Origin of the sequence: Mesorhizobium sp. B1-1-5 (assembly GCF_006443065.1) — a bacterium.
Lineage (GTDB): Bacteria > Pseudomonadota > Alphaproteobacteria > Rhizobiales > Rhizobiaceae > Mesorhizobium.
This window is the reverse complement of record NZ_VFWS01000057.1, coordinates 1-18,740: the sequence shown is the minus strand read 5'-3', so window position 1 is coordinate 18,740 and position 18,740 is coordinate 1. Positions and strand designations below refer to the sequence as shown.

Annotated in this window: 19 protein-coding genes; 3 read left to right on the top strand and 16 right to left on the bottom strand. The window is 63.4% G+C overall.

Annotation, left to right across the window (positions count from 1 at the left end; genetic code table 11):
* Positions 1-124: 124 nt before the first annotated feature.
* The 3 genes from FJ980_RS17825 (at position 125) to FJ980_RS17815 (ending at position 3,838) form a co-directional block, all read left to right on the top strand.
* Positions 125-1,324 (top strand): polysaccharide biosynthesis/export family protein, encoded by a 1,200-nt coding sequence (locus FJ980_RS17825; RefSeq protein ID WP_246676444.1) that lies wholly within the window; start codon positions 125-127, stop codon positions 1,322-1,324.
* A 116-nt stretch (positions 1,325-1,440) separates the two neighbouring features.
* Positions 1,441-2,535, top strand: coding sequence for an acyltransferase (locus FJ980_RS17820; protein WP_140544956.1), 1,095 nt, complete (start codon positions 1,441-1,443; stop codon positions 2,533-2,535).
* A gap of 19 nt (positions 2,536-2,554) precedes the next feature.
* Positions 2,555-3,838 carry an O-antigen ligase gene (locus tag FJ980_RS17815; RefSeq protein WP_140544954.1) on the top strand — a complete coding sequence of 428 codons (1,284 nt, stop codon included), beginning with the start codon at positions 2,555-2,557 and terminating at the stop codon, positions 3,836-3,838.
* 269 nt (positions 3,839-4,107) lie between these two features.
* Here the strand turns inward: FJ980_RS17815 and FJ980_RS17810 are convergent, their stop codons facing one another.
* The 16 genes from FJ980_RS17810 to FJ980_RS17735 all read right to left on the bottom strand — a co-directional run.
* The gene (locus tag FJ980_RS17810) at positions 4,108-4,683 is read right to left on the bottom strand and encodes a DUF1349 domain-containing protein (protein WP_140544952.1); all 576 of its coding nucleotides are present in this window, start codon (positions 4,681-4,683) and stop codon (positions 4,108-4,110) included.
* Positions 4,684-4,804: 121 nt separating this feature from the next.
* Entirely contained in the window at positions 4,805-6,244 is a 1,440-nt protein-coding gene (locus FJ980_RS17805) for an aldehyde dehydrogenase family protein (RefSeq protein WP_095769324.1), read from the bottom strand.
* Positions 6,245-6,370: 126 nt separating this feature from the next.
* The gene (locus FJ980_RS17800; RefSeq protein ID WP_140544950.1) at positions 6,371-6,856 is read right to left on the bottom strand and encodes a hypothetical protein; all 486 of its coding nucleotides are present in this window, start codon (positions 6,854-6,856) and stop codon (positions 6,371-6,373) included.
* Between the two features lie 213 nt (positions 6,857-7,069).
* On the bottom strand, positions 7,070-8,137 hold the full coding sequence (ugpC, locus tag FJ980_RS17795) for a sn-glycerol-3-phosphate ABC transporter ATP-binding protein UgpC (protein ID WP_140544948.1): 1,068 nt from the start codon (positions 8,135-8,137) through the stop codon (positions 7,070-7,072).
* Between the two features lie 3 nt (positions 8,138-8,140).
* Positions 8,141-8,989 (bottom strand): carbohydrate ABC transporter permease, encoded by an 849-nt coding sequence (locus FJ980_RS17790; RefSeq protein WP_140544946.1) that lies wholly within the window; start codon positions 8,987-8,989, stop codon positions 8,141-8,143.
* A complete protein-coding gene (locus tag FJ980_RS17785; RefSeq protein ID WP_140544944.1) occupies positions 8,989-9,912 on the bottom strand; it encodes a sugar ABC transporter permease in 924 nt (307 codons plus the stop codon). The genes FJ980_RS17790 and FJ980_RS17785 overlap by 1 nt, the downstream gene beginning before the upstream one ends.
* A 189-nt stretch (positions 9,913-10,101) precedes the next feature.
* A complete protein-coding gene (locus FJ980_RS17780; RefSeq protein WP_140544942.1) occupies positions 10,102-11,379 on the bottom strand; it encodes a sugar ABC transporter substrate-binding protein in 1,278 nt (425 codons plus the stop codon).
* Positions 11,380-11,412: 33 nt separating this feature from the next.
* Positions 11,413-12,624: a PLP-dependent transferase gene (locus FJ980_RS17775; RefSeq protein WP_140544940.1), complete on the bottom strand. Its 1,212-nt coding sequence runs from the start codon at positions 12,622-12,624 to the stop codon at positions 11,413-11,415.
* Positions 12,621-13,352: a FadR/GntR family transcriptional regulator gene (locus tag FJ980_RS17770; RefSeq protein ID WP_140544938.1), complete on the bottom strand. Its 732-nt coding sequence runs from the start codon at positions 13,350-13,352 to the stop codon at positions 12,621-12,623. The genes FJ980_RS17775 and FJ980_RS17770 overlap by 4 nt, the downstream gene beginning before the upstream one ends.
* A 139-nt stretch (positions 13,353-13,491) precedes the next feature.
* Positions 13,492-14,151 carry a DUF2161 family putative PD-(D/E)XK-type phosphodiesterase gene (locus tag FJ980_RS17765; RefSeq protein ID WP_140544936.1) on the bottom strand — a complete coding sequence of 220 codons (660 nt, stop codon included), beginning with the start codon at positions 14,149-14,151 and terminating at the stop codon, positions 13,492-13,494.
* A 51-nt stretch (positions 14,152-14,202) separates the two neighbouring features.
* The gene (locus FJ980_RS17760; protein ID WP_140544934.1) at positions 14,203-15,480 is read right to left on the bottom strand and encodes an L-fuconate dehydratase; all 1,278 of its coding nucleotides are present in this window, start codon (positions 15,478-15,480) and stop codon (positions 14,203-14,205) included.
* 52 nt (positions 15,481-15,532) lie between these two features.
* Positions 15,533-16,264 (bottom strand): SDR family oxidoreductase, encoded by a 732-nt coding sequence (locus tag FJ980_RS17755; RefSeq protein WP_140544932.1) that lies wholly within the window; start codon positions 16,262-16,264, stop codon positions 15,533-15,535.
* 17 nt (positions 16,265-16,281) lie between these two features.
* Positions 16,282-16,728, bottom strand: coding sequence for a MaoC/PaaZ C-terminal domain-containing protein (locus tag FJ980_RS17750; RefSeq protein ID WP_140544930.1), 447 nt, complete (start codon positions 16,726-16,728; stop codon positions 16,282-16,284).
* Between the two features lie 8 nt (positions 16,729-16,736).
* The gene (locus FJ980_RS17745; RefSeq protein WP_140544928.1) at positions 16,737-17,810 is read right to left on the bottom strand and encodes a Gfo/Idh/MocA family oxidoreductase; all 1,074 of its coding nucleotides are present in this window, start codon (positions 17,808-17,810) and stop codon (positions 16,737-16,739) included.
* Complete coding sequence (locus FJ980_RS17740; protein ID WP_140544926.1) at positions 17,803-18,132, bottom strand: L-rhamnose mutarotase; 330 nt, start codon at positions 18,130-18,132, stop codon at positions 17,803-17,805. The genes FJ980_RS17745 and FJ980_RS17740 overlap by 8 nt, the downstream gene beginning before the upstream one ends.
* Before the next feature lie 10 nt (positions 18,133-18,142).
* On the bottom strand, positions 18,143-18,740 hold a 598-nt coding region (locus FJ980_RS17735), incomplete at its 5' end, for an enolase C-terminal domain-like protein (protein ID WP_181181237.1).

Genomic DNA, 18,740 nt, shown 5'->3' with positions numbered 1-18,740 from the left:
GCAGTGATCTCATCGGGCGGATGGGGCCAAAGCGAATCGGAAAACGTATTTGACAAAAGACCTCTTCGGACTGCCCTTCGCATGCAGTCTCATATCCAGGACCACAGCCCGCTTCGGGGGCGTCTTGCTTGCTGCGTTGCTGGTCGTGCCGCAGGTCGCTGCCGCCAGCGACTATCGGCTTGGACCGCTGGACAAGCTCAACATCCGGGTCGCCGAATGGCAGACTGTCGACGGCACGTTCCGCGATTGGTCGGCCCTCAATGGCGAGTACGCGGTCGGCCCGGGCGGGACGCTCTCGGTGCCGTTCGTCGGCGACATGCAGGCCGCCGGCAAGACGACGGCCGAGATCGCTTCAGCGATCGGGCTCGCCCTGCAACGAAAGCTGGCGCTGCCCGACAAGCCGGAAGCCTCGGTCGAGATGGCGCAGTTCCGACCGTTCTACATTTCAGGCGAAGTCCAGAACCCCGGGCAGTTTCCCTTCGTGCCCGATCTGACCGTGCTCAAGGCAATCAGCATTGCCGGCGGTATCCGGCGCAATGCCGACTATGGCCCGCAGCTCGAAAAGGATCTGATTACCGCCAAGGGCAGCTACGAGATCTATGACGACCAGCGCTTGCGGCTGATGGTCAGGCGAGCCCGCATCGACGCCGACCTCGCCGGGAAGACGACTTTCGAGGTGCCTCAGGAAATTCAGGGCGATTCGAGATTGCCGACCATCGTCGCCGACGAAACGGCAATCCTGGTCTCCGATCAGAAATCGCTGAAGCTGAAACTCGATGCGCTGGATGATCTGAAGGGTGTTCTGCAGTCGGAAATCGAATCGCTGCAAAAAAAGATCGCCAATCAGCAGAAGCAGGTCGATCTGGCCTCGAAGCAGGCCGACAGCATCGGTCCACTGGCGCAGAAGGGCCTGGTCGCCAATGCGCGCCTGCTTTCCTCGCAACAGTCGGTCACCGACCTGCAGGGCAAGATCCTGGACTATGAGACGGCCATCCTCACCGCCAAGCAGTCGATCAGCAAGGCGGAGCAGGACGCCATCGATGCCCGCAACACACTGGGTTCGACCCTCACCGCCGATCGGCAGGCAACGGAAGCGAACCTTAATGAGGCGGCCTTGAGGGTCGGCATGCAGAAGGGCCTAATCGCACAGGCATCGGATCCGGCAACGGCTGCCGCCTACACCGGCAATGAAGAGCCAGCCCTGCTCTATTCGCTGGTGCGCGTCGTCGACGGCAAGACTAGCGAGGTCGAAGCCAAGGAAGACACGCCTATCCTGCCGGGCGACGTGATCAAGGTGAAGCTGGCGCCGACGGCCAGCCAATAGCGCCGCCGGCCCGGGTTTGTCCGAAGCGAACCGGGAACGGAGGCGGGAGGGACAAGCCAGGCTCGTTCGCGCGCAGCGCGGGCGAGCGATCTGTTTGGACCGCTTGAAGGCATAACATGCAGCCCGCAGCCCAGCGTCACGTGTATCTGAACCTCGACGCCATCCGCGGCGTGGCGGCGATCAGCGTCATGCTCTACCATTTCTCGCCATTCCTCGCCGACGGCAAGGTGCTGCCGTCGAGCTATCTCGCGGTCGATCTGTTCTTCCTGCTCAGCGGCTTCGTCATCGCGCATGCCTATGACCGCAAGATCGAAACCGGCATGGGCTTCGGCACTTTCGTGGCCATCCGCCTGATCCGGCTCTATCCGCTCTATCTAGCCGGCACGCTGCTCGGCTTCTTCTATTTGCTGGTCAAGAACAGACTGATGCCGGCGGAATACATGCCGCTGTCCGAGATCGGCATGCAGCTGACGACCGGCATGTTCTTCATCCCGCTGGTCAGCGACGCCTATCACACGATCTTTCCTCTCAACCCGGCATCGTGGTCGCTGTTCTTCGAGCTCATCGTCAACATCGCCTATGTCGCTGTCTTCGTGCTCCTGTCGCGGCGGGCGCTGACGGGGATCGTCGGCGCCAGCCTCGTGCTGCTCGTCGTCGCCTCGGTTTTCGCCGGCACGCTCGATTTCGGCATGACCGGCAAGACCATCGTCAGCGGGCTGCCGCGCGTAACCTTCTCGTTCTTCCTGGGCGTGCTGCTCTGCCGATCGATGGCGCGCTGGCAGGGCAGCTTCGGCTTCCTGCGGCGCGGCTTCTGGGTCGAGGGCGCGATCCTGCTCACGCTTGCCGTCTTCGCCATTGCCCCGGCTGCCGGCGGCGCGCGCATTGCCTACGACCTCTGCGCCATCGTCATCGTCTTCCCGATCATGGTGATGACCGGCGCGGTGGCGCCTACCGCGCCGCGACTGTCAGGCGTCTATGGCTGGCTCGGGCGGATTTCCTACCCGATCTACATCATCCACACGCCGATGCTGATGATCATCGCCGGGGCCGGCAAGGCCTTCTCGATCGATCCGTTCGCGCATCATCCCTTATTCGGCATCGTGATGGCGGCGATGGTTGTCGTCATCGCTGACATCGCCACGCGCGTCTATGACGAGCCGGTGCGGCGCTTCCTGCAGCGGCAGATGCAGCGCGCCCGGGCCGTGGCTTAGCGCGGGACAAAAAGCCGGTATGAAGATTCCGAAATCCATCCTGATCGATCCCGATCGCAACGAGACCTACGGCATTTTCGCCGTCGCGGTTTCCACGCTCGCCTTCGCCTACTCGCCCAATTTCGGCCAGATCCTGATCCTCGCCTACTACGCCGTCTGGCTGCCGCTGCTGTTCGTCGACTATCGGCGCTTCACCTGGAAACTCTCCAGCGCCTGGCTGCCCATTCTGCTTGCGGCCTATGTCTGCCTCTCGGTGTTCTGGTCGCAGGCGGCGGGCATCAGCGCGCGCGCGGCAGTGCAATATTCCTCGCATATCGTCTGCGCCTATGTCGCGGCGCGGACCATCAGCGTGCGCACGCTGGTGGTGGGCTCGCTGATCGGCATCTTCTTCGTTCTGCTCTATTCACTCGGAGTCGGCGGTTACGCGCTCGACACTCTCGACGGCACGGTCAATTTCGTCGGCGCCTTCGGTTCCAAGAACCAGGTCGGCTTCTTCTCTTCGCTCGGCATCTTCTTCTGCCTGGCGTTCCTTGTCTTCTACCGGCGCAACTGGCTGGGCTTCGTCTGGACCGCGCCGATCCTGCTTTTGTCGGTCTATATGCTGGCAATCGCCCATTCGGCGACGTCGGTGGCCTCGCTGCCGGCGGTCATTGGCATCGTGGCGCTGCTCACCATGACCAAGGTCCTGTCGCGACGCTATCGCCGGGTGCTGTTCATCGTCGGCGCCGGGGCGCTGGTGACGGGCGTGGTGGCAGCGCTCAACCTCGGGCTGCTGGATGTCGTGCTCGGCATCTTCGGCAAGGATTCGACGCTCACCGGCCGCACCTATCTGTGGCAACAGGGCTGGGAAGCAGCGCAGCAGCGTCCGCTGCTCGGCTATGGCTATGCCGCCTATTGGGTGCAGGGCTTTGCCGATCCGGAGCGGCTGTGGGCGGAATTCTATATCTCGACGCGCTCCGGCTTCCACTTCCACAACACCTATGTCGAGACGCTGGTCGAAATCGGCTTCGTCGGCGTCACCTTGCTGGCGCTGGTCATCCTGCGCGCCTTCTACGGCCACGTATCGAAGGTGGTGTTCGGCGGGTGGAGTGCCGATTCGGTGGTGCTTGCCGGCGCGACCGGGCTGATGCTGATCCGCTCCTTCTTCGAGGTCGAGATGCTCGGCCCCTATTTCATGGCGTCCTTCGTCGTCTATTACGGCCTGTTCAAGCTGAGCCCATTACCGGCTTTCCGGCGCCGCCAGACGGCCATTCCCGCCGAGGACGAGAGGCCGGCCGTCGGCCGCATGCCGGCGCCGACCTGAGAGGACTTTGGCGTGCTCGCCAACGATCCGGGGATCCGCCCGATCGGCTTGCCCAAGCTCGAAATCCTGCACGTGCCGTGTAAACGCCTATGTTACATCGGCCTGCCGCGCCAGGCGGTTATCCAACGGCGCAGCCTGGTACGCAGAAATGCCTTGCCCCCAAACGGCAGCGAAGGTTTGCCTGGCCGCCGGCCCGTGCCATGCTGCGTCTGGCAAGGCGTCGTGTTACCCTTGTCGCGGCAACGCGAAAGAACCACGCGGTTCCGCACTCACCCATGCAGGTCCCTTGCAATCGCCGGCCCGATCGTGAAGCCGGAAAATGTCGCCTCGAAACCTTCGCGCTGCGGCGAGCAGCACATCATGCCGACATCGACCGACTTCGAGATCGGAAAATAGGCCAGCCGCACCGGTTTCCAGTGGCCGTCCGAGGCGTCCAGATACTGGATGCGGACCGCCTCGGCGTGGCGGGTCAGGCGGATCCTGACGCCGTCCTTGCCGGCGGCGATGGCGACCAGCGACCAGTCGGAGGTGTCGTTGGTGACGACGACGGAGAAGTATGCCAGCCCGTCGGTGTATTCGATGCCGGCCTTGATCCAGTGCGTTTCGCTCAGGCGCAGCATCAGCCCCGCCTGATCGTAGAGCACCTTGTAGTCGCCCTTGACGGTGACTTCGGCGCTGAAATCACCCTCGACGGAACGGTAGAGGAAATGGCCGTTATCACGCCAGAAGCCGTAGAAGGTCTCGCGCCAGAAGTCGGTGTCCTTGCCTGTTCGGACGGTGAGCGTGCCGTCGCCGACCGTGTGGTGCGGCGGCGGGTTGAGCCATGTCATGTCGGCCAGGCTCATCGATCTCCTCCCGGATTGGACTAGTGCGTTTCACCGTTTCACGGAAACGGCGAAACGCCCTATCTCCTTGTTTTTACGCAATTCCGGACGGAAAACCGCCAGCACTTTTCCTGGAATTGGTCTAGCCGGCGAATGTATAGGCGGTCTTCACCGTGGTGTAGAACTCCATCGCGTAACGGCCTTGTTCGCGCGGGCCGTAGCTCGAGCCCTTGCGGCCGCCGAACGGCACGTGGAAATCGACGCCCGCCGTCGGCAGGTTGACCATCACCATGCCGGCTTCGGAATTGCGCTTGAAATGCGTCGCGTGCTTCAGGCTGGTGGTGCAGATGCCGGAAGTGAGGCCGAACGGCGTGTCGTTGGCGACAGCCAGCGCTTCGTCATAGTCCTTGACGCGGATGACATTGGCGACCGGGCCGAAAATCTCCTCGCGCGAGATGCGCATCGCATTGGTCGAGCCGACAAACAGCGCAGGCTGCAGATAAAAGCCAGGCGCGCCGCGTTCCAGCCGGTCACCGCCGAAAGCGAGCTCGGCGCCTTCCTGACGGCCGATGGCGATGTAATCCTCGTCCTGCTTGAGCTGGTTCTGGTCGACGACCGGACCGATCTGGGTCTTGGCATCGAGCGCATCGCCGATGACGAGCTTGTCCAGGCGCTCCTTGATCGCGTCGACAAAACGGTCGTGGATGCCGTCGGTGACGATCAGGCGCGAGGATGCCGTGCAGCGCTGTCCGGTCGAGAAATAAGCGCCGTTGACCGCGCAGTCGACGGCCACCGCGAGATCGGCGTCGTCGAGCACGACGAGCGGATTCTTGCCGCCCATCTCGAGCTGAAATTTGCGCATGTGCTCCACACTTGCCGCGGCGACGCGCTTGCCGGTGCCGACCGAGCCTGTGAAGGAGATGGCGTTGACATCGGGATTGTCGAGCATCGCCTGGCCGACCACCGAGCCCTTGCCCATGACGAGGTTGAGCACGCCCTTGGGCAGGCCGGCACGGTGCAGGATATCGACGATGGTCCAGGCGCTTTCAGGAACCAGTTCGGCCGGCTTGAAGACGATCGTGTTGCCGTAGGCCAGCGCCGGCGCGATCTTCCAGGCGGGGATGGCGATGGGGAAATTCCACGGCGTGATGATGCCGACGACGCCGACGCCTTCGCGCGTCATCTCGACGCCGACGCCAGGCCGAACGCTCGGCACCATCTCTCCCGACAGACGCAGCGTCTCACCGGCGAAGAAGTCGAATATCTGTGCGGCGCGGATCGTCTCGCCGACGCCCTCTGCCAGCGTCTTGCCTTCCTCGCGCGCGAGCGACCGGCCGATCTCGTCCTTGCGTGCCATGATCTCGTCGGAGGTTTTCTTCAGCACTGCATGGCGGGCCAGCGGGCCTGAGCGCGACCAGGCCGGAAAGGCCGCCTTGGCGGCCGCGATGGCCTGCTTGGCTTGTTCAGGCCCGGCCGAAGCATATTCGCCGACGATGTCGTTGGTGTTCGACGGGTTGATGTTGCGCGAGCCGGCCTCGCCAAGCCACTCGCCGTCGATCAGGTTCTTACGCAGCACGGTCATTGTCTTGTTCCTTGAAGCTGGGGGTAGCGGCAGTCCGTCGGCCGGTCAATTGTCGGACAAATGATATAATGACTGTCCCGTGGCAGGTCTACCGGCCTTCTGCGACAAACCTAGGGCCTTGCCGCGTCAGGTCGAGAACGACCAGAACAGGCAGGCGAGCGTGACCGCGCCGAAGGCGACGAAGAACAGGCTTCTGAGCAGGATGTTGCGGCGAAGCTCGTTCATGGTGAGATGCGCCGCAACGATCACTGCCACGAACAGGAATCGCCAGTTGAAAATCGCCCAGAGCACCTCGTGCTGGCCGAAGACCCATCTGGCAAGCAGCGAGCCGACGATGGTCGCGAACAATACGATCGTCGCCCAGAAGATCGCATCGGCCGCATGGGTCAGCACGACGCCGGCGGCGCGGATGGGCAGGATCATCATCAGCATGGCACCGAAAAAATAGACGGCGGCGATCGCCAGGAACGAGCCGGCCTCGGCGATGCCGTCGAGACGCTTCACGCCGAACGCGCCATAGGGATAGCCGTGCCTCGCCACGGCCAATGACAGCGCCATCAGCAAAGCGCTCAAAACCGTGACCAGTGCGAATGTGCCGAGGGCCTTGCTCATGCCTTTTCCTGTCGAGACGAATCAACAGGAGTTTAGCAGAGCGTGGGCCTCGAAAGCCGCAATTCACTGCTCGACATTCTCGAAGACGTCGACCCTTAAGCGATCAAGTTGGTTGCCATGACCCGCGAGACGATCGCGCCTGAGTTGAACACCCACATCTGCGGCCGGTGAGTTGCTGGCGGAGCGTTCCGATGACGCGCCGCTGCTGGCCAGCTAGCCGATCCGGTTTCCGCTCGCCGGATCGAACAGATGCAGCGCCGTCGGATCGGCGGCGAGGCGGATCCTGTCGCCCGGCCTCACATCGCTGCGGCCCATGACGAAGACGCAGATCTGCTGGTTGGCCAGCCTGACGTAGAACTGCGTCGACAGGCCGAGCGGCTCGACCACCTCGACCTCGGCCTTCAGCGCGCCGTCGTCCACGAGCTTGATGTGCTCCGGCCGCAGTCCGATGGTGAGATCGTCGCCATCGCTCAGCGGCAGGCCATCCGGCAGCCGCAGCTTCTGGCCATCGGCGAGCACGGCATCCGCCTTGCCACCCTTGGCGACCTTAGCCGGCAGGAAGTTCATGCCCGGCGAGCCGATGAAGCCGGCGACGAAGGTGTTGACCGGACGGTCGTAAAGCTCCAGCGGGCGGCCGACCTGCTGCACATAGCCGTCATGCATGACGACGATGCGGTCGGCCATGGTCATCGCCTCGACCTGGTCGTGGGTGACATAGACCGAGGTGGTCTTGAGCTGCTGGTGCAGCGCCTTGATCTCAGCGCGCATGTGGACGCGCAATTTGGCGTCGAGGTTGGAGAGCGGCTCGTCGAACAGGAACACTTTGGGGTCGCGCACGATGGCGCGGCCCATGGCGACGCGCTGGCGCTGACCGCCGGAAAGCTGGCGCGGCAGTCGGCCGAGATAGGCGTCGAGGCCGAGCCGCTTGGCGGCAGCACCTACCCTGCCGTCGATCGTCGTCTTCTCGGCCTTCTTCAGCAGCAGGCTGAAGCCCATGTTGGAGGAGACATCCATATGCGGGTAGAGCGCGTAGGACTGGAACACCATGGCAATGTCTCGGTCCTTGGGCGCGACATCGTTGACCAGCCGCTCGCCGATATGGATCTCGCCGCCGGTGACCTCTTCCAGGCCGGCGATCATGCGCAGCAGCGTGGACTTGCCGCAGCCGGACGGGCCGACCAGCACGACGAACTCGCCATCGGCGATCTCGAGATCGACGCCGTGCAGGATGCGCAGCGCGCCATAATCCTTCTCGACGTTTTGCAGCGTGACGGAAGCCATTTTTCATCCTTTGACCGCGCCGGCGGTGAGGCCGGTGACGAGATAGCGTTGCAGGAAAGCGAAGAAGACGCAGACCGGGATCAGCGCCAGGATGGAGGCCGCCATCATCTGCCCCCAGTCGACGGCGAACTTGCCGATGAAGGTGAGCAGACCGACGGCGAAGGTCTTCTGCTCGTCGCTGGAGATCAGCATTAGCGCGAACAGCAATTCGCTCCAGGCGGCGGTGAAGACGAAGCCCAGCGTCGCGCCCATGCCGGGCAAGGTCAGCGGCACGATCACCCGGCGCATCGCCTGAGCGCGGGTGCAGCCGTCGATCATCGCTGCTTCCTCCAGGTCTTTCGGGATGCCGTCGAAGAAGGACTGCATCAGGAAGGTTGCGAAGGCGGTGTTGAAGGCGGTGTAGATGATGATCAGGCCGGTCAGGCTGTTGGTGAGGCCGAGGTCACCCATGATGCGGTAGATCGGCGGAATGACCATGACCAGCGGGAAGGTCTGGGTGAGCAGCAACAGGATCGCCAAAGTCGCCTTGCCGCGGAAAGTGAAGCGCGACATGGCGTAGCCGGCAAGCGTAGCGATGACCGTGACAAAGGCGGCCGTCGACACCGAGACGATGACGCTGTTGAGGAAATAGCGCGGAAAGTCCGATGCCTCGAGCACGGTGACGAAATTCTGAAAGGTCGTCTGCGACGGCCAGAAGGTGATGCCTTCGGAATAGAGCAGGCGTTCGGGCGTCACCGAGATCTTGAGCGTCCAGAAGATCGGAAACAGCGCGAAGATCACGTAGGCCGCGATAGCGCCGTAGAGACCGATGCCGCCGAAGATGCGCGAGGAGGTGGAGCGACCGGCGATCATCAGACGTGCCTCACCAGCGTGCGGCGGATGGCGATCAGGCCGATGGCGTAGGCGATGAGCAGCACCAGAAGCAGCACCGCAACCGCCGAAGCGTAGCCTTTGTCGAGCGACTTGAAGGCGCTGACATAGATGTAGACCGGCACCGTGCTTGTGGAGCCGGCCGGCCCGCCCTCGGTCATGACGAAGATCAGGTCGGCGAAGGTGGCGATCCAGATGGTGCGCAGCATGACTGTGATGACAATGGTCGGCGCCAGGAAGGGCAGCGTCACCTTGGTGAAGCGCTGCCAGGGCGAAGCGCCGTCGATGGCCGCCGCCTCATGCAGCTCGGAAGGGATCGACTTCAGCGCCGCCAGGAGCGTGATGGCGAAGAACGGGATGCCGAACCAGATGTTGGCGACGATCGGCCCCCACATGGCGGTGGCGGGATCGGACAACACGTTGGTCGGCTCCGCCTTCAGGCCAAGCGCGAACAGCCAATGCGGCAGCGGCCCGATGATCGGGTTGAACAGCCAGGCCCAGGTGAGGCCTGAGAGAAAGGACGGCACTGCCCAGGGCAGGAACACGACAGCCTGCACTATCCTGCGGCCGTAGAAGGGCTTGTCGAGCAGCAGCGCGAGACCCAGGCCAAGGAAGAACTGAAAGAACAGGCTGGCAACCGTCCACCACAACGTGTTGATCAGCGCCTGGCCGAGCACCTGGTCGGAGAGCATCGCCTGGTATTGGGCGAGGCCGACATATTGCGACTTGAAGGCCGAGAATTTGCGGAAGGAATAGCTGATGCCGATGATCAGCGGCACCAAAAGCACCAGGACCAGCAGGACGATCGCAGGCGATAGATAGAGCCACGGCTCGATCGCGGCCTTGCTCAGCCGTTGCTTTCGCGGCCGGGCGGCGGATCGGATTTCGGACACGGCGTAGGTCATACGTTTTGGCTCTACGGTGGTGAGTGGGTGCCGGGGACGGCGACAGCGTCCTTCTCCCCGTTCAACGGGGAGAAGATGCCGGCAGGCAGATGAGGGGCGGAGCCAGCCTTTCAGAAGTCAGCGCCGCCCCTCATCCGTCACTTCGTGACACCTTCTCCCCATGAACGGGGAGAAGGAAATGGCCTGCGCTTACTTCTTGTTCTTGGCCATCCAGTCCTGCTGTTCCTTGGTCAGGAACTTGGCCCATTCGTCGGCGACATCCTTGGCCGGCTTCTGGCCGAGCAGCACTTCCTGAAAATTCTCGATCGCCACCTGGTCGACGAAGTTGCCGAGGTTCTCCAGATGCGTCGGCGGCGTCACCATTTCGTATTTGGAGCTGTCGCTGAGCTCGGTGAACCAGCCCTTGAACTGCTCGGTCTTGAAATGCGCGTCCTGGTCGGCGCCATTGTGGATCGGCACGACGCCGACTTCCTTGGCCCATTCCAGATTGTCCTTGGGCGACAGCAGCGTGGCCATCAGCTTCCAGGCCTCGTCCTTGTGCTGGGAATTGGCGAACATCGCCCAACCTGCATAGCCGAGCGTCGGGTATGATTTGCCGCTCGGGCCCACGGGCAACGGCGCGACCGCAAAGTCGTCGGCGTTCATCTTGTCGGCGATGCCGAGCAGCGCGTCCGGATCCTGGTTGAGCATGGCGCAGGTGCCGGAATAGAAGCCGGTCACCGTCTCGTTGAAGCCCCAGCTCACGGAATCTTTCGGCGCCAGACCGTTCTTGTACATGTCGGCCAGCATCTGCAGACCCTTGACCGAGCCTTCGTCATTGATGGTCGAGACGCCGTCATCGGTGAAATAGCCGCCCTTGCCGTCGGCGATGTTCATGAACATGTGCATGCCGTTGAAGGCGCCGGGGCCGCCGCGCAGGCAGTAGCCGTATTTGCCGGGGATGGCGGAGATCTTCTTGGAGAAGGAGACGAACTCGTCGAGGGTTTCCGGCGGACGGTCGAGGCCGGCTTCCTTGAACAGCTTCTTGTTCCAGAACAGCGCGTTCACATAATAGCCATAGGGGATCATGAACTGTGTGTTGTTGACGGTCGAGCCGAACTGCTTGGCGCGCTCGCCGAGCGTCTTGGCATCGGGCCATTTGGCCATGAAGGGACCGAGATCCTCGAGCTGGCCGTTGTTGGCATAGAGGCCCATCCAGCGTTCCGGCATCTCGACGACGTCGGGCGTGTCACCGGCCTGCACCATGGTGAGGAACTTCTCGAAGGCCTGGCCCCAGGGCAGCGAGACCACTTCCACCTTGATGCCCGGATTGGCGGTCTCGAATTCGGCGATCTGCTTCTTCAGGAATTCGGTGCGCGGCGGGCTGGTGATGACCTCGACCAGCTTGATGGTAGTGTCGGCCAGCGCGCCGCTGGCGGAAATCGCAAGGCCGGCCACGGCGGCAAACATGAAGGTCAGTCTTTTCATCTTCGGGACTCCCATTTTTGGACGACTATTTTTTTATTTGTCGAAGGCTTTACTTTTGTCGAAGGCTTGGGCGATGTCGGCCCAGAGGTCCTCGACATTTTCCAATCCGACATTGAAGCGGATGGTTCGGGGGCTGACGCCGAAGCGCGCCATCGAATTGATGCCCGGCGTCTGCTCGAGCGAGGCCTTGGCCGGCACGACTAGGCTTTCGTGGCCGCCCCAGCTGACGCCGATACGGAAGAACTTCAGCGCATCGACAAAAGCCGGGATGTCGACATCCTCGGCGACCTCAAAGGAGAACAGGCCGGCATAGCCGGCTAAAGTTTTCTTGCCGGGGTGGTTGGAATAGGCGGGATGGTTGACCCGCTCGACCTTGCCATGCGCCTTCAGCCGCTCGGCAATGATGAGCCCGCTCTTCATGTGATGCGGCAGCCTGAGCGGCAGCGTGCGCAGGCCGCGCAGCAACAGCCAGCCTTCGAAGGGCGACAGCTTGCCGCCAAGCTGCGAATAGGTCTGTTCGTTGATGTGCTTGATGTGGGCGGCTGAGCCGGCCACCACACCGGCGACGGTGTCGCTGTGGCCGCCCAGATATTTGGACGCCGAATGCAGCACCAGGTCGACGCCATGCGAGATCGGCTTCTGGAAGACGGGGGTGGCCCAGGAATTGTCGATGGTGGTGACGATGCCCTGCTCCTTCGCCAGCCGCGTCAGATGCTCCAGGTCCTGCAGCTCGAACATCATCGAGGTCGGGCTTTCGAGATAGAGCAGCTTGGCGCCGGGAAGTGCTGCCGCAACCGCGTCGGGATCGGAGCCGTCGACATAATCGACCTTGATGTGCAAGCGCGGGAACAGCCGCTCGAACAGGCGGTAGGCGTCGCCATAGCAGTTGCGCACGGCAACCATGCGCTCGCCGGCGCCGACAAAGGCAAGGACCGTGGCGCTGATGGCCGCCATGCCGCTCGAAAAGCCGCGCGCGGCCTCCGCGCCTTCGAGCGCGGCGACACGCGCTTCGAATTCCATCACCGTCGGATTGTCGCCGCGCGAATAGATCGGCTGCTTTCGCCGTCCGGCGAAGGTGTCGGCCATGTCGGCATAATTGGCGAAGGTGAACAGCGAGGTCTGGTAGATCGGCGGCACCACCGCACCGTCTGGAAACGGATCGTCATGCGCCAGAAGCGTCGCCGCCTCGCCGAGGTAGTCGCTGGCCATCGAGGCCGGGTCGAAAGTGCTGGGCTGCTCGTTCATCTGCGGTCCGAAAGTTTGAGGTTGGCAGCGCCGCGCTTCAAATCGTCCTCGACGGTGGCGATGAGTTTTAGCGCCTCGGCGCGAGCGCCATCGGAGTCACGCGCGGCAATGCAATTGAAGATGGTCCGGTGATAAGGAAAGCTGGCATGGCCGAAGTCGCGCACGCCGAGAGGATGCTCCCAGAAGCGGTGGAACAGCTCATACATGGCGGCGATGATCTGCTCGAACAGCGGATTGCCGGAAGCGCGGAAGATCGCCTGGTGGAACTCCCAATCCTCGTCCGAGGACATGCCGGCGCGGGTCTGGAAGGCCTCTTCCATGAGGTCGAGCTTGCGCTCGATCTCGGCGAGCTCAGCTTTGCCGGCACGAATGGCGCAGAGCGCGGCGGCCTCCGCTTCCAGCGCGCGCCGGATCTCAAGCGTGGACATCAGGCCGGCGAAATCATTGCCACCGGCTAATGTCAGCGGCATGTGCAACATATCGGGCGAGACGGCGGCCTTGAGGTAGGTGCCCGAACCCTGCCGCCGCTCGACAAGGCCGAGGCCTTCCCAGCGCGTCAGCGCCTCACGCACCGTGTTGCGGCTGACCTTGAGGCGTTCGGCGAGGATGCGCTCGGTCGGCAACTTCCCGCCGGGACCCAAAGCCTCCTGCCGCACGAACCCCGCCAAGGCCTTCAGCACCGCGTCGTCGCGCGCCGTCGTCTGGATGGGGGGCAGGAAATCGGTCACACCGGCCAAGCCTAAAGTGGTTCAATGGTCCAACCAATTTCTGCACATGCGGAAAGATGAGTCAACAACCGAAACCAGGCCCGACGCGAATGGCGGGTTCTCCGGTCACAACGCAGAATGGTAAGTCGGCAAATCGTCCTTACAACGTCGCCGGCAAAGGTCCGATGGCGGCCAAGCCGGCTTCGGTCAGCGCGTAGACGCCGCGCTCGGCCCTGGCGAACCAGCCATAGTAATTGTGCAAAAGGATGTTGGCGGCGCGCGGCGAAAGGGTTTTGAGATCACGCGGCCGTTTCGGGCCGTCGACCATCGCGGCGGCGCAGGCGAGCGCTTCCTGCCGGTAGGCGGTCATGATCGGCTTCTTGCGCGTGCTGCCGCCGACGGACGGATCGCCCTTGCGGCGGTGATGCTCCTCGACCAGACGCGAGCGCCGCCTGGGATCGCGGCGCGGCGGCAAGGCGGCGGGACTGAGCAGCAATTCCACCTCGCCCTTCTTGCCGACGCCCAACAGGCCGAAGCCGAGACGGCGGCAGAGCGCGCGGAAGCGACGGTCATGCTCACGGCCCTTGCCGCGCGCCGACATCAAGGCGGCCAGCCAGACCTCGTCACAGGCCGCCGCGCGGTCGACGGCCTGCAGGACGAGCTCGAGGTTGAACTGCAGCTTGAGCTCGCAGATGACGACGACGTCCGGCTCGCCCGCGCGCACGCCGACCATGTCACAGCCGCCGATCTCGCCCTTGACGGCGAAATCCATGCTCTCGAGGAACCGCTTCACCGGCCCGTAGAGGGAGGTTTCCTGCATGGCAGAGGCATAGCCGATTCGCAGCGGTCCGGCACGCCGGGCCAACCCATGTCAGCCGCGATGCAGATAGTCTTCGATCGACCTGGCCTTCATCTCGATCGAGAAGCCGGGCGCCGTCGGCGGCATATAGGCGGCATCGCGGATCACGCAGGGTTCGATGAAATGTTCATGCAGGTGATCGACATATTCGATCACCCGTCCGTCCTTGCTGCCTGACACCGCGATATAGTCGATCATCGACAGATGCTGGACATATTCGCATAAGCCGACGCCGCCGGCATGCGGCCAGACCGGCATGCCGAATTTGGCGGCGATCAGAAGCACCGCCAGAACCTCGTTCAGCCCGCCCATGCGGCAGGAATCGATCTGCACGACGTCGATCGCGCCGCCGGCGATGAACTGCTTGAACATGATGCGGTTCTGGCACATCTCGCCGGTCGCGACCTTGATCGGCGCCACCGCCTTGCGGATCATCGCGTGGCCGGCGATGTCGTCGGGACTGGTCGGCTCCTCGATGAAGAAGGGCTTGGCGAAGGCAAGGTCCTTGAGCCAGTCGATCGCCTGGTCGACCTCCCAGACCTGGTTGGCGTCGATCATCAGGTAACGGTCCGGACCAATGACCTTGCGGGCGATCCTGAGACGGCGGATATCGTCAGCGCGATCGCGGCCGACCTTCAGCTTGATGTGGTTGAACCCATCGTCGACCGCTTCCTGGCAGAGACGCCGCAGCTTGTCGTCGGGATAGCCGAGCCAGCCGGCGGAGGTGGTGTAGCAGGCATAGCCTTCGCGCTCGAGCGTGGCGATGCGCTCGGCCTTGCCGGCCTTGGCCTTCTTCAGGATCGCCAGCGCCTCGGCGGGCGTGATGGCGTCGGTGAGATAGCGGAAATCGACGATGCGCACGATTTCTTCCGGGCTCATCTCGGCGACCAGACGCCAGACCGGCTTGCCGGCTTCCTTGGCCCAGAGATCCCAGACCGCGTTGACCACCGCACCAACCGCAAGATGCATGGCGCCCTTGTCCGGGCCGATCCAGCGCAGCTGGCTGTCGCCCGTCACGTGGTGCCAGAAGCGGCCGGGATCCTCTTTCACCCAGTCGAGATCGAGCCCGACGACGAGGTGGCGCAGCGCTTCGATCGCCGCGCAGCAGATCTCGTTGCCACGGCCGATGGTGAAGGTGAGGCCATGGCCTTTCAGCGACGGGACATCGGTGTCGAGGATGACATAGGCAGCCGAGTAATCCGGGTCCGGATTCATCGCGTCCGAGCCGTCGAGGCTTTGCGACGTCGGGAAGCGCAGGTCGAAGGTTCTGAGGTCCGTGATTTTGGTCATTGCTGCCTCGTAACTGGCTTGCCTCACAACTCAACTGGCGGCCTGAACGGCCTCAGATCGACCAGCCGCCGTCGATATTATAGGCCTGTCCTGTCGTGTAGGTGGCGCCGGCCAAATAGACGGCAAGGTCGGCGATCTCCTCCGGCGTGCCGATCCTGCCCATCGGCTGACGCGCGATGAAGGCGGCGCGGGCCGCATCATAGTCGCCCTGCGCCTGCATGCGGCCCTGGAGCGAGGGGCTCTCGACGGTGCCCGGGCAGATGGCGTTGCAGCGAATGCCCTTGGCGACATAGTCGGCGGCGATCGACTTGGTCAGGCCGATCACGGCCGCCTTGGTCACGCCATAGGCAAAGCGGTTCGGCACGCCCTTCGGGGCGCCCGCCACCGATGCCATGTTGATAATCGAGCCATCGCCGCGCTCCAGCATGCCGGGCAGCACTGCGCGGATGGTGCGGATCATGGCGCGCACATTGAGGTTGAAGGCGAAATCGAGATCCTCGTCCTTCATCTCCAGGATCGAGCCGGCATGGACGAAGCCGGCGCAATTGAACAGCGCGTCGACGCGGCCGATTTCGGCGAAAGCCGCCTTCACCGCGTCGTCGTTCAGCACATCGAGTTTTCGCGTCGTGATGCCGGGCGTCTTGCCAAGCTCGGCCAAGGCCGCCTCGTTGATGTCGGTGGCGTGGACGATCGCGCCGGCTTTGGCGAAAGCCAGCGCGCTTGCCCGTCCTATGCCTTGCGCGGCCGCAGTGACGACCACGACCTTGCCAGTGATATCCGCCATGTTCTTGTCTCCGTCTTTCAGCCGGGCCGTCGCTCGACGATGTAGATATGATCCGCCGCCAGCACGACCTCGTCGCGCTGGTTCAAAACCTCGACGCGTTCGATGACGCGTCCCGCGTTTGGCCGTTTCGGGTCGTCTTCCTTGGCCGCAATCGTGGTGCGCGTGCGGATCGTGTCGCCGATGAAGACCGGCTTGATGAAGCGCAGCCGGTCATAGCCGTAGGAGAAGGCGACGGGATTGATGATGCTTGCCGTCAGCCCGACGCCGACCGAGAAGACCAGCGTGCCATGCGCGATGCGCTGGCCGAAGGGGGTGGTCTTCATGAACTCGGCATCCATGTGATGCGGGAAGAAATCGCCGGTGTGGCCGGCATGGACGACGAAGTCCGTCTCGGTGATGGTGCGGCCGCTGGTGAGGCGCGAGGAGCCGATCTCATAGTCCTCGAAATAGGTGGTCTGTTCCATGTCCGGCCTTACGGCTTTGCGGCCAGCGGCGTCGCCGGCGCGGCACTCGATTTATAGGCGGCCTCGACCAGCGCCATGGTGTGCCAGGCATCCTCGACGGAGCTCACAAGCTCGGTGTCTTCGCCGGACGCGAAGCGCTGGACATTGGCCATGCGGCCGACAAAGGCGTCGGGGAACCATTCGCCGGCGAGCGGCACTGCGACCCAGTCCGACCCGCCTTTCGGATGGATTTCCAGAATGTCCGGCTCGCCGCGCGGATAGTCGAGGTTGAGGCCGAGCTTGACATAGGCCGCGCCCTCGGTGCCGCAGATGCGGAACTCGCAGGCCTGGTGGCGGCGCCCGAATTTGTGGTCGTGGTTGATCGAGAGCGCGCAGCGCACCGTATCGCCATAGTCGAGTATAGCGCTGGTGCGGGTCTGCGCCACCTTGTGGTTGGGGTGGCCGAGCGTCTTGGCATGCACGCCAAGCGGATTGCCGAGAAGCTGGCGGATCAGGTCGAGATAATGGATCGAATGCATGGCGATCTCGACGCGCGGCGCCTTGAGCAGGAATTCCCACAGCTGCCAGGGCGTGTCGAGCGCCAGCAGCGCATCGAAGTCCACCACCTCGCCCAGCCATCCCTTGGCAACGGCGTCCTTCAGCGCCAGCATCATCGGCGCGAAGCGGAGCTGGAAATTGACCGCCGCCTTGAGCTGCTTGGCGCGGCAGATCTCGAGAATTTCCGTCGCTTCGCCGAGATAATTGCCCATCGGCTTCTGGATCAGCGCCACCGCGCCATCCGGCAGGGCCTTCAGCACCTCGGCATGCCGGCCCGGCGGGGTGGCGAGATCGAAGATCGCGTCCGTCACGGCGGCCGCATCCTCGACCGAACGGAACGCCGTGACGCCCCATGTCTCGGCGAGCTTTTGCGCCTTGGCTTGGTCCGGATCGTAGAGGCCGGAAATCGGGAAGCCGGCCTTGCGATAGGCGGGGAAATGCGCGTCGCCGACGATCGAGCCGGCGCCGAAGGTGACGATCGGGCGCGGTTCGAAAGGCTTCGGCCAGGACTGCGCCAGCGATGCCGGATCAAAGGCATCAGTCATGATGGAAGACCTCGTCCATCGACGCCCACCACTCGCCTTCCTTACGGGTCGGCAGCGGCTGCTGGCAGGGCATGCAGACCGACCACCATTCCTGCGTCTTCGGGTCGGCGGCCATCTTGGCCATGTCGGCGGCATAGTCGGTGCCGTGATATTCGAAATAGGAGAAAAGCAGGTTCTCCGGCCGCTTCAGGTAGATCGAATAGTTCTTGATGTTGCAGGCCGAGATCATGGCGAGAACGTCCGGCCATACTTCGGCATGGAGGCGGACATATTCCTCGACCTTCTCGGGCTTCAGACCCAGAACCATTCCCATCCGCTGCATATCAGCCTCCCTATTTCACAATCGCCGTAGTGAACTCGGCGATGCTTTTTGCCTTCACGGCGTCCCAGTCCCAGTCGATGCCGATGCCCGGCTCGCTGGGCGCCAGCGCATGGCCATTCTCGATGCGCATCTTGGCGCCCGTCAACTCGTCGAGCTGCGGAATATACTCGACATATTTGCCGTTCCGGATGGCGCAGACCAGACTGACATGCAATTCCATCAGGAAATGCGGGCAGACCGGCATGTCGAAGGCCTCCGCGGCGTGGGCGACTTTCAGCCAGGGGGTGATGCCGCCGATGCGACCGGCATCGACCTGAATGATGTTGCAGCCGCCCTTCTGCATGTACTCGCGAAAATGCCTTATCGAATAGAGCGACTCGCCGACCGCGATCGGCGTCGCGGTCGAGTTCGACAGCCGCACATGGCCGTCGATGTCGTCGGCCGGCAGCGGCTCCTCGATCCAGGCGAGATCGAGGTCGCGCAGGCGCTCGGCGCGGCGGACCGCCTCGTCGACGGAAAAGCCCTGATTGCTATCGGTCATGATCTCGTAGCCGTCGCCGACCGCCTTGCGCACCGCCGACAGCCGCGCGACGTCCTCTGAACCGTGT